The organism is Dyadobacter luteus (assembly GCF_003383615.1).
GTDB classification, from domain to species: Bacteria; Bacteroidota; Bacteroidia; order Cytophagales; family Spirosomataceae; genus Dyadobacter; species Dyadobacter luteus.
Map to the genome: position 1 here is coordinate 20055 of NZ_QNUL01000025.1, position 17636 is coordinate 37690.

General features: G+C 43.8%; 11 protein-coding genes and 1 riboswitch. Of the genes, 7 read left to right on the forward strand and 4 right to left on the reverse strand.

Annotated features, from left to right (window positions below; all coding sequences use genetic code 11):
* Positions 1-4 precede the first annotated feature (4 nt).
* The 3 genes from DSL64_RS22735 to DSL64_RS22745 form a co-directional block, all read right to left on the reverse strand.
* A complete protein-coding gene (locus DSL64_RS22735) occupies positions 5-415 on the reverse strand; it encodes a curlin repeat-containing protein (protein WP_115833244.1) in 411 nt (136 codons plus the stop codon).
* Between the two features lie 100 nt (positions 416-515).
* Positions 516-2063 carry a hypothetical protein gene (locus DSL64_RS22740; protein ID WP_115833245.1) on the reverse strand — a complete coding sequence of 516 codons (1548 nt, stop codon included), beginning with the start codon at positions 2061-2063 and terminating at the stop codon, positions 516-518.
* 71 nt (positions 2064-2134) lie between these two features.
* Positions 2135-3199: a hypothetical protein gene (locus DSL64_RS22745; RefSeq protein ID WP_115833246.1), complete on the reverse strand. Its 1065-nt coding sequence runs from the start codon at positions 3197-3199 to the stop codon at positions 2135-2137.
* 764 nt (positions 3200-3963) lie between these two features.
* Here DSL64_RS22745 and DSL64_RS22750 point away from each other — a divergent pair.
* Positions 3964-4551 (forward strand): RNA polymerase sigma factor, encoded by a 588-nt coding sequence (locus DSL64_RS22750; protein ID WP_115833247.1) that lies wholly within the window; start codon positions 3964-3966, stop codon positions 4549-4551.
* A gap of 45 nt (positions 4552-4596) precedes the next feature.
* Here DSL64_RS22750 and DSL64_RS22755 read toward each other — a convergent pair whose 3' ends face one another.
* Positions 4597-5781 (reverse strand): cysteine desulfurase family protein, encoded by a 1185-nt coding sequence (locus DSL64_RS22755; RefSeq protein WP_115833248.1) that lies wholly within the window; start codon positions 5779-5781, stop codon positions 4597-4599.
* A gap of 81 nt (positions 5782-5862) precedes the next feature.
* A riboswitch (SAM riboswitch) is annotated at positions 5863-5957 on the reverse strand.
* A 113-nt stretch (positions 5958-6070) separates the two neighbouring features.
* Here DSL64_RS22755 and DSL64_RS22760 point away from each other — a divergent pair.
* From DSL64_RS22760 to DSL64_RS22780, 6 genes are all read left to right on the forward strand, one after another.
* A complete protein-coding gene (locus DSL64_RS22760; protein WP_115833249.1) occupies positions 6071-6643 on the forward strand; it encodes an HD domain-containing protein in 573 nt (190 codons plus the stop codon).
* Positions 6644-6739: 96 nt separating this feature from the next.
* Positions 6740-6892, forward strand: a complete 153-nt coding sequence (locus tag DSL64_RS29030) for a chryseobasin-related MNIO class RiPP peptide (protein WP_158547973.1) — start codon at positions 6740-6742, stop codon at positions 6890-6892.
* 9 nt (positions 6893-6901) lie between these two features.
* Complete coding sequence (locus DSL64_RS22765; RefSeq protein WP_115833250.1) at positions 6902-8032, forward strand: multinuclear nonheme iron-dependent oxidase; 1131 nt, start codon at positions 6902-6904, stop codon at positions 8030-8032.
* A gap of 583 nt (positions 8033-8615) precedes the next feature.
* Complete coding sequence (locus DSL64_RS22770; protein ID WP_115833251.1) at positions 8616-10922, forward strand: S9 family peptidase; 2307 nt, start codon at positions 8616-8618, stop codon at positions 10920-10922.
* A 55-nt stretch (positions 10923-10977) separates the two neighbouring features.
* Positions 10978-14499: a PVC-type heme-binding CxxCH protein gene (locus DSL64_RS22775; RefSeq protein WP_115833252.1), complete on the forward strand. Its 3522-nt coding sequence runs from the start codon at positions 10978-10980 to the stop codon at positions 14497-14499.
* Between the two features lie 127 nt (positions 14500-14626).
* Positions 14627-17623, forward strand: coding sequence for a SusC/RagA family TonB-linked outer membrane protein (locus DSL64_RS22780; protein WP_115833253.1), 2997 nt, complete (start codon positions 14627-14629; stop codon positions 17621-17623).
* Positions 17624-17636 lie beyond the last annotated feature (13 nt).

Sequence of the window (17636 nt, forward strand, 5' to 3'; positions counted from 1 at the left end):
ATAGTTACTCTTCTTTCTTCTTTTCCGGAGACTGGCTCACTTTTACACTATTACCTCCTCCGCTCTGACGGATCACAACATTGTTCCCCGATCCAGATTGACGAACCTTTACATGACTTGTTGAATCAGCATTGTCAGAATGATACACAATACGATTCCCGTTCTGGTCAATAATCGTTGTCCTGGTATTACCTGCGACAGACGTCCTTCCGGCTGACTGATTGATCTCCACATGGTTTGCGCTGCCTGTCTGGGTTACTTTCAAGCCATCTGCAGTCATTTCAACCGTATCTTTAGATTTTTGCTGGTCTGTCATCGGTTTTTCAACTTTATGCTGAGCATATGCCTGCTGTGAGAGAAAAGCAATAACCATTCCAAAAACACTTTTGATATTCAACACTTTAAATGTTTTCATGATCAATAAAGGTTTGAAACCTGAAATTGGGCGCTCTGGTATGCGTATACTTAGAGCGCCCTGGATTCCATTTGGCAATCAGGTTGCCTGTAGTGCGCTGTTACAGACCGTTTGCCTGGATAACAATGCCACTATTTGCACCACCATTTTGCGTAATGTTTGACATGTGACCGTTACCCGATTGTGTTAGATTAGCAACATTACTATTGCCAGTTTGCCATACGATAGAGTTTTGATCAAAGCCAGATTGGATAACGTCCAAACGGTTGCTATTTCCGTTCTGCCATGATTGGCTTAACAAATCATCACCATTTTGTGAAATGACACCGATGTTGTTATTTCCTGTCTGAGCAGCACCGTAGAAATCGCCCACAGGTCCTGATGGAATACCAGTAACCTTGTTGTCGTCACCGGTTTGCGTCACAGTGAAAGAGTTGCTATTTCCATACTGGTGCAATTTTGCCCAGTTGTCATTTCCGGTTTGTGTCAAAGTTGCTCCATTTAAGTTACCAATTTGAGTAACAAACCCTTCGTTGCGGCCAGTTTGAGTTACGACAGCAGTATTGGTGTTACCTTGTTGCCATACTACAGCATCATTACCAGAAAGAGTATGGCCATCCTGATTAACTTTAGCGTTATTACCATCACCCAACTGATCAACATCTGCTTGGTTCAGATTGTCCACCTGGTCTACATCAGAGATATTGCTGTTACCTACCTGATTGACGTCAGCATCATTAAGACGGCCTCTTTGCAATACATCCGAATTGTTCAAATTACCTGTCTGTACCACGTCAGCTTCATTACCGAAGATAATTGCGCCGCTTTGTTTTACTCTGGAAGTGTTATCATCACCTGTTTGAGTTACCTCCGCGCTATTCAGGTTGTCGTCCTGATCAACCCATGATTTGTTTCTGAATCCATCCTGTTCTACGTCAGCCCCATTTCCTGTACCATTTTGGTCTACATCAGAGGTATTGTAGGCACCGAACTGATCCACTATTGCACTATTTCCTCCAAAACCAGTTCCAACCTGACGTACATCAGAAATATTCTCGGTTCCGTCTTGTTTCACATTAGCTGTGCTTCCGGATAAACCCGTATTTCCACCAGATTGTGTAATTCTTGATTCATTGTCGATGTAATCCTGCTCTACGAACGCACGGTTACCGCGATCGCTTTGGGTCACTTCCGACATGTTGTCATATCCATTTTGATCAATCGTTGAACGGTTGTCGCGTCCCGTTTGGTCAATCTCTGAATCATTTCTTTTACCAATTTGTCCCACAGTAGCTCTGTGATCACGACCTGCCTGGTCAATATCCGACCCGTTTTCATCTCCCAAAGAATTAACGGTTGCCTGCTGACCATATCCACGCTGTTTGATTTGCGAATCATTGGTTCCAATAGTGTAGGGGCTTGGGTTAGACTGAGTAACAGTCGCTCTGTTTTCATTCGCCAATGTAGCCGAAGAATTATTATTACCTTGATCCACATTGGAGTTGTGATTTAAGCCAGTCTGTGTCACAGTAGCTTTGTTTATAGCTCCTCCAATAGCATTGGCTTGCGTAACGTTGGATGTACTGCTTTGTGCGAAAAGGTAGGTTCCTGATAGTAGAAGGGCTACCGATAGTGTAAGTTTTTTCATAATTTTAGTAAAGTGAGAAAGGATTGAAAAAGGTGAAAAATATGGAATAATCTACATTGATAGATTCGCTTTTAATGATCGGCCTGGGTTACGCGTGCCATGTTGGTGGTGCCCGACTGAAATACTGTTGATTCGCTCCCGTTACCCGTTTGTGTAACAATCTGCATATTGTTGTTACCAAACTGATCCGAAATGATTTTCAGATCCGAGCCGTCCTGTGCAAAAACTCCTGTATTGTTATTGCCGAGTTGCAAGGCGCCTGAGACGCTGGTGCCTGTAATCGTATTGTCATTCCCTTCCTGACGTATATGAAAGGCGTTATCGTTACCGATCTGGTTCAGAAGAATATTGTTACCATCGCCGCGCTGGGTTGCATTGGAAGAAGGTGTGCCGGCTAAGCCAACCACACTATTGCGATCCCCTAGCTGTGTAGCATCAAATCTGTTATTATCGCCTTCGGTAACAATCCTGGCATTGTTATCTTTACCGCTCTGGGTAATCATGCTAAAATTATCAGCGCTGTTCCATCCGATTATTTGTTGAAACGCACTATTTCCGTCGGATGTCTGCTGTATCCGGGCTTCGTTATCAGAACCTTCAACGCGTTGCGAAGCATCATTAAAATTACCTGATTGCGTAACAATTCCTTTAGAGTCGACTGCCTGATGTGCTACTTGATCGGATGTGTTGGAAATACCACTCTGGTTCAACGATAAAAAGGATACTGTAGAAACAGACCCTTCAATGCGCTGCAAACCAGCATTTTCTGAGCCATATTGTTTTGAGTAGGTCTCGTTATTCTGGTTAAATGCTCCACTTGATCCAATGTAGGCTTCCAATGTATTTTTTCCATCCTGTATCACCGTGGTGGTGTGAGAATGTCCAAATTGCTCAACTTTGGAATCGCTCTCTTTCAGATTGAAAGCGCTAATGTTTTTCTGGGTAACATCTGTTACATTTTCCTGTGTAGATAGAGTAGCATTGCTCGTCTGGAGAACAGATGAAGAATGTTTACCATTCTGGTTAACAGTACCCTTGTTATAGTCACCTAGCTGTGTTACTACAGAAGAGTTATTTTGGGCAAGCACATGAAATCCGCTCAGTAGCGTTGCCACCGTCAAGGTTAGTTTCTTCATATTTTCTTTCGTTGAGGAGAGTTAACAAGCACCCCATTTTGCCGGTGCTACAGCATTAGTCGTTTGAGAATTACAATTCTCCTGTATTATTCCTTAAAAAAATTTAACATATTTTAGATTAAACTGATAATCAAAGAGTTACAAACAATAAAAATCAAACATTATTCATTTTACGTATAGCTATATATCTATATTTAACATGAATATATTCTACCTAAAGCTTCCATTCATCAGTATTCGAATAGAAATTATTTTGCTACTCTAGAATCAGTTTTAATTATTGTTGATATATTTGCCAACATAAACCCAGTTAATTCTTAAATTATTCCAAATCCTCATTTATGAAAAATTCACTATTAACTAAAATTCGACTGCGAGAAAAGATGTACCCCCAACAAATAATACTAACCCCATCCAGCTGATCATTCCCATGTCTGGCCAGCCAGATCAACATTCCCATTTTACAACACCATCCCAGCCATTCAGGCAACACCAATCACTCAACGTTCCTATCTTGATTTGTCAGAACCTCTTTTCGGGATTCTGATGATGCTATTTGCATTCGGGACGATGATGTAGTTGAGACAATGATCTGTAAATCCATTGTACGTAATAGTCAGGCTTAAGTATAATCCATAGTGTCAGGTGACTTTCCTGATATACATGGAAGTCTTGTGCCCTACCTTTCCGTTGAGTGATTTTCCGCCGGCCGAATAATCCTAAAAAAACAGGAAACCATTCGTAACCAAACATGGGAATGCACTATGAATTATTTTCAGAGTAATTATGATGAAACAGCACTGATTCTGGCACTCAAAAACGGTGGTGTCGAAAGAGAAAAGAACATCAGTAAACTGATCAACGGATACAGAGGTTATATCTTCAAAATCCATTCAGAGACCGGACTCAATGAAAGTACATTGGGCGACTTGTACACCGACACAGTAATGCTCGTACTAAAGCATATTGAAAATGAGACATTCAGAGGAGACAGCCGTCTCTCCACTTACTTCTATAAAATTCTGTATTTTAAAACCGTTGATTTTATCAGACAACATGCTTCGAGTAAAATTGACTATACAGACGAAGTTCCCGAACTCGGGGATGAAGCTCAGAATATTACAGGACAAATAGAGGCACAGGAGGAAATGGGGCAGATTATCCGCCTCCTCGACAGAATGTGCTCACCTTGCCGTGAAATTATTATGGACTGGGCTTATTGGGGTTTTAAACCGGAAGAAATTGGCAAAAAAATCGGGGAGACTGACCCCGTTAAGTATTCAAAGTTGAAGTACAATTGCATTGATAAATTCAAGAAATTATGGCTAAAACGCTTTAGTCATCTGAATTAGAGAAAAGGGGTCAATCTGCTATTTTAGCGAATTGACCCCTATTTTTCATGATGCCAAAGGAACCGGAGACTGAAGCGATAACACATCGTCTGCCTGATCCGACTGGTAAATTCTGATAATCGCCTTCACAATATGATCTATCTCTTCGAGCGTATTGAATTTACTGAACGAAAAACGTACAATTTCTTTATCCGGGTTTTTATAAATAGCACTGATTACGTGCGATCCGCCGCTCCGTAGATTGGAACAGGCGCTCCCTCCGGACACCGCAATTCCTAAATGATCCAGCTGGCTCACCAGGCTGCCCGACAATAATGAAGGAAATGCTACGCTTACGATATTTGAGAGACCTTTGGTGGCCGAACGACTTTCGCCGTTAAACGTGATGCCACCGATAGTCAGGTCATCCAGGCTTTCAATAAAGTGTTTTTTTAATGTAGCAACGTGATTCTGAACTACAGCTCTGCTTTTATAAGCTACTTCAAGTGCTCTGGCAAGTCCAACTATCCCTGCAACATTCTCAGTTCCCCCACGCTGTCCATTTTCCTGTCCTCCTCCTACAATGAGTGGTTTAATCTGATTTCGCTTGTTGATATATATGAAACCTACGCCTTTAGGGCCATGAAACTTATGTGCCGAGCCTACCAGAAAATCGACATTGAATTCAGCCACGTTGATCAATAGCTTACCCATGGTCTGTGTGGTATCAGTATGAAATACCGCATTGTATTTTTCAGCCAGTTCTCCCACAGCCACAATATCTGTAATATTACCAATCTCATTGTTTCCATGCATCAGACTAATCAGTGACTGCGGGTTATTATCCAGTAAATTTTCCAGATGCCTCAGGTCCACGTTTCCGAAGTCGTCAAGTTTTACATAACTGACCTCAATATCACCCGCCTTTTCATGTCTCGCCAAATGCTGCAACACAGCTTTATGTTCAATTTTACTGGTAATAACATGACTAATGTCGTTGGAACGAATGGCACCGGTAAGTGCCAGATTATTTGCTTCCGTGGCTCCCGACATGAAGAATATTTCTTCCGGCGAAGCGCCTATAAGGGCAGCTATTTTTTGCCTCGCAGCAGCGATGGCCTCTCGGGCTGCCCGTCCTGCCCAATGTGAAGACGAAGGATTTCCGTAATGATTTGTCAAATAAGGCAATATAGCCTCTATTACCAGGGGATCAAGCGCAGTTGTTGCTGCGTTATCACAGTATATCTCCATGTGCAATCAAAAAATTAAAATACCAAAAATTAAGACAACCACCTCTGACCGTCTCTTACAACTACTTTTGTGGGATACCGAGATTTATCAATAGAATTAGGTTGGGGCACCTTAAAAAGATAATAGGTTGCCAGAAGATCACAGAGCCTAACCTCTCCCTTCATTCTTTATAAATCTACTAAATCGATAGACAAAGAAAATTTATTGTTTTTAGAAAAGCAAACTGTTTTGAAAATTTTATCGGTATATTTTTTTAATAGCTTGTATCTCAAAACCAAATTCTGATCAAATGGATTTATCGAAACAGCAGAATCAATTGTTGGAGTTTGTCAAACAGTGGCATGGAGATCAGCAGCGAAAGTATGAGCTACTCCCCTATTGGCACCATCTTGTTGCGGTTGCGACATTGGTGAGTGAATATGAAAAAACCGAAGGAGCAATTGAGATAGCACTTTGCCACGATCTTCTGGAAGACACAGCCTGTTCTGTCGAGTCACTGAATCACTTTTTGATATCTGCAGGTTACCCAACCACAATGGCAGCATTCATTACCGCGGGAGTAGTGGGTATGACGGATGTATTTACAAAGGACGCCTACACAGACTTGAACAGAAGTGAAAGAAAAAAACGCGAAGCGGATCGACTGGGCAAAACGCAGGCTATCGTTCACACCATTAAATATGCCGACATGATTGACAACTCGCGATCAATCGTAGCTGGTGATCCGGGATTTGCGAAGGTGTATCTTCATGAAATGGTTGCTATTCTGGATAAGATGCGGCTTGGCAATATTCATTTGTTGATCAATTGTTGCGTATCCCTTGATCGCGCCGGACATGAGCTTCAATCCAAAAAAAGCTAAAGATTGCAAAAAAGAATAATTCGGTTACAACCATTTTCTGCCAATTCTGCTCTTCTCTCTGTAAACACTAAAAAATATAAAATTCTTATCCGCCTTATGAAAATTCCTAAAACCGTTTTACAGGCAGTAGCTGCCGCAGTAGTGATCACAACTGTTACTGCATGCAGTGTAAGTGACGTGAACCCGGAAGGAGAAAAAGTCACTAAGAACAAAATTGTAGATTCATGCCCTGGCTGCGGCATGGGTTGATCACAGCAAATGCGCGAAATTTACTCATCCCTGGCATGTAATCTGGATGCCAATATTCTGTTGGCGTCCATTCCTCTTTTCGAACAGGAAAACATTGAGGCAATTGAATGGTCATTTGATGCCTTATACAAATATGATCAGATACCTCCGTGGTTTGCGGATCTCGTCTCTGAGTATGCACGCAACAACCGCCTTGTAGGTCATGGAATCTATTTCTCCATTTTTTCTGGTAAATGGCTGCCAGAGCAGCAACAATGGCTCAACAAGCTGGCTGTATTCTGCAAGGAATTCAGGTTTGACCACATTTCAGAGCATTTCGGTTTTATGACCGGTGCCGACTTCCACAAAGGTGCGCCCATCAGTATACCTTTTACATCCAAAATTGTTGAATTGGGAGCCGACAGGCTGGCGCGGATTCAGGAGATATGCCAGTGCCCGGTAGGTTTGGAAAATCTGGCCTTCGCCTATTCTTTTAATGAAGTCAAAAAGCAGGGAGAATTTCTGGATTGCCTGATAGAAAAGGTAAATGGTTTTCTGATTCTGGACCTACATAATTTGTATTGTCAGCTTCATAACTTCAGCATATCAGCCAGAGAGCTGCTCAAAGCTTACCCTCTGGAAAGGGTTCGGGAGATCCATATCTCGGGAGGAAGTTGGGAGCAGGGACTTGCGTCAGATCGGAAGATACGGCGTGACACGCACGACGATGCAGTGCCCGAAGAAGTATTCGCACTGCTCAATGACACGATTCCATTGTGTCCTAATCTGAAATTTGTTGTGCTGGAACAATTGGGTACTGGCCTCACAACCGATGAAAGCAGAGCACAGTTTCAGACAGATTTTAACAGAATGGATTCCATTGTCAGGTTACACCGCACAAACAATGCTGACTCGCTGGACAATGATTTTATTCCGAAAGTGCCTCTGCACATTAATACTACTCCTGTGGAAGATGTATTGCTGTACCAGCAGCAGCAGGAACTATCCCATATTCTGGAAACGGCGTCAGATTTGAATCACGCACAGCAACTGCTTTTGGCCTCTTCTTTAAATCGTTCGGCATGGCACATTGATCAGTGGACTCCGGAAATGCTGCATACAGCAATTTCAATTGCTCAAAAGTGGAAAAACGGATTTTAGTCTTTCCTTTCTGACTCTTGGTTTTTCTTTATTTTTTCTAATTTTCTTCTCATATCGTCCTGATTCAGAGACAAGAACCTGCGTCCTGTATCTATCTCTGTGCAATTCCGCAAGTGCCACACTTCTTTTATTCTACGTTTTAGCTTAATTACCGAATATAATGCCACCAATTGACCATTGCACCAAAGCTTGACCTAATTTAAGTTAATATCGGTAAAAAAGCCGCTAAATACCACGAAGTTTATGGCGTAACATAACGGTAATTTTACAAATAGATAATAGCAAGAATTTATATGCTATATACCAGCCCTAATCTTTTGTGATCCGTTACACTTTAACAAACCATGACAGTACCAGCAAGTATCCAGATAGAACCATACAGGTAGCAGAAGACGATAAGAACAGAGCATCTGTGTACCTGATGCAACTATTTACCTAAACTCCGGACGTAATGCAGCTTTTGACGAAAGCCGAATCGCCCGACGCAACATAATCAAACCTGACTTTCACAAGAAAAAAACTTTCTCAAAAAGAAAGGCGGGAAAACTATTGCCTGAACAAAACCAAAATTCTCTTATTCTCAATGACATTTTTTACTCAAATCAGAAGAAATTCAATTGCAGGACTCGGTTCACTCTTCGGCTTGCTGAGCGGTGTTGAGAGCATAGCACAAAAGTCGTTGCCATCATATAAACCGAACCAGACAGAACTACTTGCTTCTTACAAAAGAATGGGACTGTCCGACTCACTTTCGAGAGGGAGTGTTTTGCGTGCAAGCGTGTTACCTGGCTGGCAGGCAGACGGTCAGTCATTCTGGTATAAAAATGTACTAAAGGACAGCCTTACAGAATACATATATATAGATGCAGCCCAGGGCAAAAAGACAAAACTTTTCGATAATGAAAAGGTAGCACAAGCACTTGGCAAAGTTGCTGACAGTACTTTTTCAGCCCCAAAACTGATGCTCCAGGACATCAGACTTGATGCCGCACAAAAAACCATTTTTATTCAGGTAAAGGGAAAGTGGTTTGCCTATAACACAGAAACGAACACGGCTTCCAAAGTGGATAAACCATCTGTTGACAAACCAAAAGAACTGGGTTGGACCCGCCAGAGAAGCCGCTGGCAGCGTTTCAGAGCGGACAGTCTTTCGCCTGATAAAAAACAAAAAGCTTTTGTAAGGAACGGCAATATTTATCTGAGTGCTCCGGACGGCAAAAAATCAAGTCAGTTGACATTTGATGGTAATCCGCTAAAGCCGTTTGGTGAGCTAAGCTGGTCGCCGGATGGCAATTATTTGGTCTGCTACCGTATCACTCCTCAGGAGGAGCGACAAATCAGTATCATACTTTCATCACTTCACAACACCACGCGAGGTGAGGTAAAGACGCGCGGTTACGCACAACCCGGTGATGAGTTTACCAGTTATGAAATGCATGTTATCCATGTCAAAACTGGTAAAACAGTAAAAGTTAAATCTGAAGCGATTGACTTTTTCAACGCTCCGGTCATTCGCTGGAGACACAACGACAACACACATTTTACCTACGAAAAAGTAGACCGCGGCCATCAGCGTTTCCGCGTGATAGATGTCGATGCTGCAACCGGCGATACGCGTAATGTGATAGATGAAAAAACGAATACATTCATTTATCAGAACATGATTTACACGCATTATCAGCCTGAGAAAAACGAAATTATCTGGGTTTCTGAAAAAGACGGATGGCGTCATATCTATCTGGTTGACGAGCTTACTGGCAAAGAGAAAAATCAGATTACCAAAGGAGACTGGGTGGTACGTGATATTGACAGTATCGACACTGCCAGGCGTGAAATATGGTTTCGTGCCAGCGGAATGAATGCCGATGAAGATCCTTACCATATCCATTATTACAGAATCAAATTTGACGGAACGGGACTGGTAAAACTAACCAACCACGCCAAAGCGACCCATCAGCTTTCGTTCTCACCCGACAAAACCTTATATATCGATAATTACTCAACGATGACTTCCCCGCCTGTTACCGAGCTCCGTCGCACTGCTGATGGGTCTCTGGTAACCAAGCTGGAAGAAGCAGATATAGCTCCCTACCTGGCACTTGGCTTTAAGCTTCCTGAAATTTTCAAGGCAAAAGGACGCGACGGTAAAACGGATATCTGGGGTATTGTATACCGGCCAAGCAACTATGACCCGAAAAAGAAATACCCGATCATTGAAAACATTTACGCCGGGCCACAGGATTCTTTCGTGCCTAAGGCTTTCCGCCACTATGGCGAGATGCAAAGTATGGCAGAGCTGGGTTTCATTGTGGTGCAGATGGATGGCATGGGCACTTACAACAGATCAAAGGCTTTTCATGATGTATGCTGGCAAAACCTGGCCGACGGTGGTTTCCCCGATCGTATTGCCTGGATGAAAGCCCTGGCCGCCAAGTACCCGCATGTGGATGCTTCCAAAGTAGGCGTTTACGGTACCTCTGCAGGAGGACAAAACTCCCTGGGTGCGCTGCTCTTTCACCCGGAATTTTATGATGCTGCTGTTTCAGCATGTGGCTGTCACGATAACCGTGTAGATAAGCAATGGTGGAACGAGCAATGGATGGGCTATCCGGTTGGAAAGCATTATGATGAACAATCCAATATTACCAATGCTGCCAAACTACAAGGAGATCTGCTTCTGATTGTAGGTGAAGCAGATACCAACGTACCGCCTGAGTCGACCTACCGTGTTGCCGATGCGCTCATCAAATCAGAAAAAGATTTCGAACTGCTGGTAGTTCCTGGCATGGGTCACAGCGACGGAGGCACTTATGGCCGCCGCAAGAAACGCGACTTCTTTGTCAATAAGCTTTTGGAAGTAACTCCACCGAAGCGCAACAAAGGAATCTGACAATCATAATCAATTCAATTCATAGCCAACAGCCGCAAGCTAAACGCTTATTCTCATGAAAAAAATACTGTTTCTGGTAACCAGTTTACTTCTGATCAACAGCTGTACGCAGAAAACGCAAACCGTACAACAATCGGTACAGGCGGGTGAAAAGGTGGAAGGCCGCCTGGAAGGCCGCCGTATTGAACTCCTCTTTCTGGGGCACGACAGCCGTCACCATTTCTCAGAGAAATTTTTCCCAATGCTTTCTCTGCCATTGTTTCAGAAGGGCATCAACATGACCTATACGTCCGATCCGAACTCCCTGAACAAGGAAACGCTGGATAAGTACGACGGAGTAGTTATTTATGCCAATCATAACCTGATCACACCGGCACAGGAAACAGCCTTAAAAGAATTTGTAGAAGGTGGCAAGGCTATGATTCCTTTACATTCGGCTTCTTTCTGTTTCCAGAATTCTGACTGGTACATCAAAGCAACGGGCGGACAGTTTCACACCCATAAATACGGAACTTTCACTGCACCGATCCTGAAAGCAGATCACCCGGTTATGGCAGGCCTGCAGCCCTTTGAAACATGGGACGAAACGTATGTTCATACCAAAGTGAATCCTGATATTACCATTCTTCAGGAACGCGTTGAAGGCGAGCACCATGAGCCATGGACATGGGTTAGAAATCAGGGAAAAGGACGTGTATTTTATACCGCATACGGTCACGACGAGCGTACCTGGAAGCAGAAAGGTTTTCATGATCTGGTTGCAAATGGTATTCTTTGGGCGGTGAATGATGATGCTAAAAAGGCATTATCCAACTTCAAATTCCCCAACGTAGTATTGAAAGATGCAGATGTACCGAATTACGAAAAACGCGATCCGGCTCCTAAGTTCCAGCTTCCGCTTTCTGCTGCCGAATCTCAAAAACTAATTCAGGTTCCTGTTGACTTCGAGCTTCAGCTTTTTGCTTCTGAGCCGGATGTTGTCAAGCCGATTGCCATGGCATGGGATGAAAGAGGCAGACTTTGGGTGATTGAAACGGAAGATTATCCGAACGAAATCCGTAATGAAGAAGGAACCGGAAAAGACAGAATTAAGATATGTGAGGATACAGACGGAGATGGCAAGGCGGATAAGTTTACCGTTTTTGCAGATGGCTTGAATATCCCGACAAGTTTGACTTTTGCGAATGGCGGCGTCATCGTTGCTCAGGCGCCTCATTTCATATTCCTTAAAGATACAAACGGTGATGATAAAGCGGATGTGCGTGAAAACATCATCAGCGGATGGGGCAAAAGTGATACCCACGCAGGGCCTTCCAACCTGAAATACGGTCTGGATAATAAGGTTTGGGGCGTATTGGGCTATGCAGGTTTCCGTGGAGAAGTGAATGGCAAGCCTTCTAATTTCAGTCAGGGTATTTACCGGTTCGATACCAATGGTAAAAATCTGGAATACATCGGACGTACCTCTAACAATACCTGGGGACTTGGGTTCTCTGAAGATTTCGAAGTTTTCATTTCTACAGCCAATGGAAATTACAGCGGTCACTTCGGCCTGCCATTGGAATATGTAAAGCGTTCTGTCGCGGATGGATCGGGAAATACGGTGTATAAGCTGGATTCGCATTACGACATGAACTACCTGACGCCAAGCCTTCGCCAGGTGGATTTCCATGGCGGGTTCACAGCTGCTGCAGGACATAATCTCTACACAGCCCGCAACTACCCGAAATCCTATTGGAACTCGACCGCCTTTGTATGTGAGCCAACAGGTCGTCTGCTATATCAGGCATTGCTGAAACCACAGGGAGCCGGTTATAAAGAGAAAAACGGTTTCAATTTGCTGGCAAGTTCAGACGAATGGTTCTCTCCCGTACATGCAGAAGTGGGTCCTGATGGTGCCGTTTGGGTGGCTGACTGGTACAGCTTCATCATTCAGCATAACCCTACCCCACGCGGATTTGAAAATGGAAAAGGCAATGCTTACATCAACCCGCTTCGTGATAATAAACATGGGCGTATCTACCGTGTGGTATATAAAAATGCCAAGCCATATACTCCTGTTAAACTTGACAAAAACGATCCTGCTACACTGATAGCCGGACTTAAAAATGATAATATGTTCTGGCGTACGACGGCTCAGCGCCTGATAGTGGAACAAAAACACACTTCGCTTGTTCCTGAACTGATCAAACTGGTCAATGATCAGTCTGTTGATGAAATCGGATTGAATCCTGCTGCTGTACATGCATTGTGGACACTCGACGGACTTGGCGCTTTGGATGGAAACAACGAACCTGCTTACCACACGGTTGTCCGCGCTATGCGCCACGCTTCTGCCGGTGTACGTAAAAATGCAGTGAAACTGCTTCCAAGAAATGACAAAGCCCTTTCCGCTCTGAAATGGACGAACGCATTGAACGACCCTGATCTGAAAGTAAGACTGGCTGCTATTCAGCTCCTGATAGATCTTCCGGCTTCAGAGGAAATTGGCAGAATGCTTTACCTGGCTGGTCAGAATTCTGAAAATGCCTCAGACGAATACATTGCCCAGGCTATTTTCTCAGGAGTTATCAAGCATGAATCAGGTTTTAAACTAGCTGCTGAAAAGCTCAAAGATTCCACGCTGACTGCCCGCATTGAGCGTGGACTGGTACAGGAAACCTACATGCTGAATCTGTGGTCTCCTCCTATTTTCCCTCCGGTGATTACTGAAAAGGAAATCAATATCAAAGCCATCATTACAAAAGCACAGGAAGACCTGTCGGGTGTAGTCGTATCTCAGGGAGATAAAAACAACGGTTACAGCCTCTATATGCAGGATGGAAAACTACACTGGCTTATTAAGCAGGACGGAAAATCGTATCAGGTTACTTCCAATCAAAAACTGCCTAATGACCGCTTTACAGCTGTAGCAACACTTTCTGAAGGTGGTGTAATGACACTCGCAATTGAAGATGAAAAACCAGTAACCGGCAAAGCAGCATCACTATTTTCAAAACCATTTGCGCCCGATGATATCCGTCTGGGTCGCGACAGTCGGGAAAGTCCTGTAGGTGAATACACCAACTCCCGCCTCATGGGATGGCTGGATGTAAAAAGTACGCTGAATCTGAATCAGGTGGTCAAAAACAAACATGAACACAAGATAAGCTCCGCCTCCCCTGCTGTCAAACCAACCGAACTGGGCAAAGGTAAAGGAACGCCCGTAACGATTAACCTGAAGGTGATCGAGCACGAAATGAAGTTCGACAAAAAGAGCTTTACCGTCAAACCAGGTCAGAAGGTGACATTACGATTCACCAATCCAGATTTCATGCAGCATAATTTACTGATTGCCTTACCGGGCAGTTTAGAAAAAGTTGGTAATGCAGCCGATGTACTGGCCCGTGAGCCTAATGCGCTTGAATTAAACTACATACCTAAAATGAGGGAAGTGATGCATGCTACCGAACTGGTAAGTCCGGAAGGAAACGCAACACTGGTATTCATTGCTCCTGAGCAACCCGGAGAATATCCGTATCTGTGCACAGTACCAGGTCACTGGCGGATCATGAACGGAATTATGAAAGTTCAATAACGATAATTAACAAAAAGAGCGCCTACCAATTTAAACCAACATGCCCATGAATAAATAAAGTACAAACTACCAGGCTTTCCCGAAAGCATTCAATCTCAAAAAAGTGAACATCTCTAACCTAATCAAAATGAAAAGAAAATTATCCAGAATTACGCAGCGCATTCCAGCCTTCCTGTTGTACAGCATGGGGCTTATCCTGTTGCTTTCTGCAACGGCCATCGCTGCTGACCGCCAGATTACAGGAATTGTTACTTCTACTGAGGACAACAATCCCCTACCGGGAGTTTCGGTTATAGTGAAGGGAAATAGTACAATAGGTACCGCAACTGACACCGAAGGAAAATTCAAACTGACTGTACCGGAAAACGCAACACTGGTATTAAGTTACATCGGTTACGTAACCCAGGAAGTAGCTATTGGCAGCCAGAGTACTTTCACGATCGCTATGGAGTCAGATCAGAAGTTACTGACAGAAGTGGTTGTCGTTGGTTATGGAACACAGAAAAAGGGAGACGTAACCAGCTCTATTGCCAGTATTAAGAGAGAAGATTTTATTCAGGGAGCTGTCCGTGATGCATCCTCTCTGATTCAGGGCAAAGTAGCTGGTCTTCGTATCACCACACCAAGCGGATCTCCTACTTCCGAAAATCAGATCAACCTGCGTGGTATCAACTCAATCAACGGAACCAGCAACCCTCTTATTCTGATCGACGGAATCCCGGGTGGTTTGAACACCGTCGCTCCGGAAGACATTGAATCTGTTGACGTTTTGAAAGATGGTTCAGCCGCTGCGATCTACGGAACACGTGCTACAGGTGGTGTAATTTTGATCACTACACGTAAGAACCGTTCTGTTACAAATCGTACAACAGTTGAGTACAATAACTATGTGAACTTCCAGACCATCGCACGCCGTCCGGAGCTACTGACTGGTGATGACTACCGTCAGAAAATATCCGAAGGAATTGCTTACACCGATTACGGTGGCAATACAGACTGGTTGAAAGAAATCATGCAGACGCCTGTCAGCCACAACCACAATCTTACTTTCTTCGGGGGCAACAACCAGACCAACTTCACAGGCTCTATCAATTACCGTAACTGGGAAGGGATTTTCCTTCGCTCGGGGCAAAACCGGTTCACTGGCCGTGCGGACCTGAACCACTCGATGTTCAACAACAAGTTGAAAACGAATATCCAGATCATCAACCAGATCACAAGAACTAATGGCGCTGTGAGTCCTGCGGATAACGATGCTGCTTACGGATACATCTACCGTCAGGCTATCATCCGTAACCCTACCGACCACGTAAGAAATGAAAACGGCGGATGGCAGGAAAGAGATGGATACTTCTACGAAAACCCTGTATCGAGAATCATGGAGTCCAATTACGATGCGACTTTCAAAGAGATGCGGATGAGCGGAAGTTTAGATTATGCTCCGATCGACGACCTGAATTTCAAATTGCTTGTATCTAATGTACGTAACGACAATCTGGAAGGTAGTTCTACCACATTTAATCATACCAATACAAGACTAAGTAATCAGAATGCGACTGCATTCAGAGGCACTAGGGCTAATAACGAAAACTTACTGGAGTTTACAGGAAATTATGCAAAAACATTTGGAAAACATCGCTTCACGGTACTAGGTGGTTATAGCTGGCAAGATGCTACCACTGAATGGTTCGACGCAAGCAACTGGGATTTCCCGACCGACGCATACGACTGGAACAAGCTCGAAGCCGGTGGCGCATTACAAAGAGGACAAGCATCTATGAGAAGCAATAAAACCAAATGGCAACTTGCTGGTTTCTTTGGCCGTTTGACTTACAGCATTGATGAAAAATACTTGTTCATGGCAAGTGTACGCCAGGAAGGCTCCTCGCGCTTCGGGGAGAACCATCAATGGGGTACATTCCCTGCTGCTTCTATCGGATGGAGAGTGAGCAAAGAGAAGTTCATGGAAGGCTTCCCGAACGTGTCTGAGATTAAACTGCGTGCAGGTATAGGTGTAACAGGTACTATTGCCGGTGCTCCATATCTGTCTCAGATCAGTTACAACTTTGACCGGGCCCAGGGTGCTTTCATCGGAGGTAAGTGGGTGCCTGGCTTCAACCCGGCACGTAACTTCAACCCTAATTTGAAATGGGAGAAAAAAGAAGAAATCAACGCGGGTATTGACTTCGGTTTCTTCAAAAACCGCATCAATGGATCTATTGATTACTACAGCCGTAACGTAAAGGATCTACTTTACAACTTCCCTGTACCGGTTCCTCCCTACCTGACTTCCAATATGCTCATCAACGCCGGGCAGATGAAAAACAATGGTGTTGAAGTATTACTTAACATGGTTCCGGTTCAAAAGAATGATTTCCAGTGGAACACAGGCTTTACCTACTCTACCAACAGAAACAAGCTGGTAAGTCTTTCTAACGACCAGTTCCAGGCTGCCAATGATTTCTTCGATGCAGGTCATACAGGTGAACCGATTCAAATCATTACGCACAGAGTAAAAGTGGGTGAGCCTATCGGCAGATTCTTTGTGTGGAAGAGTGTAGGAATTGACGACAACGGTGGATGGCTTGTTGAAAACAAAAATGGTGAAGTGATACCTATTGCCAATGCGAAACCTGAGGATCGCCAGTACTATGGAAATGGTATACCGAAGCACACAGCCGGATGGAACAACTCAATTCGCTATAAGAACCTTGATCTTTCTGTTAACATGCGTGGTGCTTTTGGTTTCAATGTATTGAACTACCAGAGCATGTACTACAACAACACCAAGAACAAGGCATACAACATGCTCAAAACTGCCTACGACCCGATTGATGGTAAAATGTTGAACAATGACCTGGTGTATGTATCACACTATATTGAGAGAGGCGACTACTGGAAAATCGACAATGTTACGTTCGGATATTCTTTGCCTGCCAACACAATCAAAGGAATCAAGAATGCACGCATTTTCGTGTCGGGACTTAACCTTGCAACGATCACAGGTTACACAGGTATCGATCCTGAAGGTGTTCGTATCACCGGTTTCGATCCGGGTAATGACCACCGCGACAAGTACCCTACCACACGTACTTTCACAGCCGGACTTAACGTAACATTCTGATCAACAAAAACTT

Bases quoted from the DNA above. Each gene is read 5' to 3' on its own strand.
- DSL64_RS22745 (WP_115833246.1), bottom strand. From the start codon at position 3,199: ATGAAGAAACTAACCTTGACGGTGGCAACGCTACTGAGCGGATTTCAT.
- DSL64_RS22775 (WP_115833252.1), top strand. From the start codon at position 10,978: ATGAAAAAAATACTGTTTCTGGTAACCAGTTTACTTCTGATCAACAGC.
- DSL64_RS22755 (WP_115833248.1), bottom strand. From the start codon at position 5,781: ATGGAGATATACTGTGATAACGCAGCAACAACTGCGCTTGATCCCCTG.
- DSL64_RS29030 (WP_158547973.1), top strand. From the start codon at position 6,740: ATGAAAATTCCTAAAACCGTTTTACAGGCAGTAGCTGCCGCAGTAGTG.
- DSL64_RS22750 (WP_115833247.1), top strand. From the start codon at position 3,964: ATGAATTATTTTCAGAGTAATTATGATGAAACAGCACTGATTCTGGCA.
- DSL64_RS22740 (WP_115833245.1), bottom strand. From the start codon at position 2,063: ATGAAAAAACTTACACTATCGGTAGCCCTTCTACTATCAGGAACCTAC.
- DSL64_RS22760 (WP_115833249.1), top strand. From the start codon at position 6,071: ATGGATTTATCGAAACAGCAGAATCAATTGTTGGAGTTTGTCAAACAG.
- DSL64_RS22770 (WP_115833251.1), top strand. From the start codon at position 8,616: ATGACATTTTTTACTCAAATCAGAAGAAATTCAATTGCAGGACTCGGT.
- DSL64_RS22780 (WP_115833253.1), top strand. From the start codon at position 14,627: ATGAAAAGAAAATTATCCAGAATTACGCAGCGCATTCCAGCCTTCCTG.
- DSL64_RS22765 (WP_115833250.1), top strand. From the start codon at position 6,902: ATGCGCGAAATTTACTCATCCCTGGCATGTAATCTGGATGCCAATATT.
- DSL64_RS22735 (WP_115833244.1), bottom strand. From the start codon at position 415: ATGAAAACATTTAAAGTGTTGAATATCAAAAGTGTTTTTGGAATGGTT.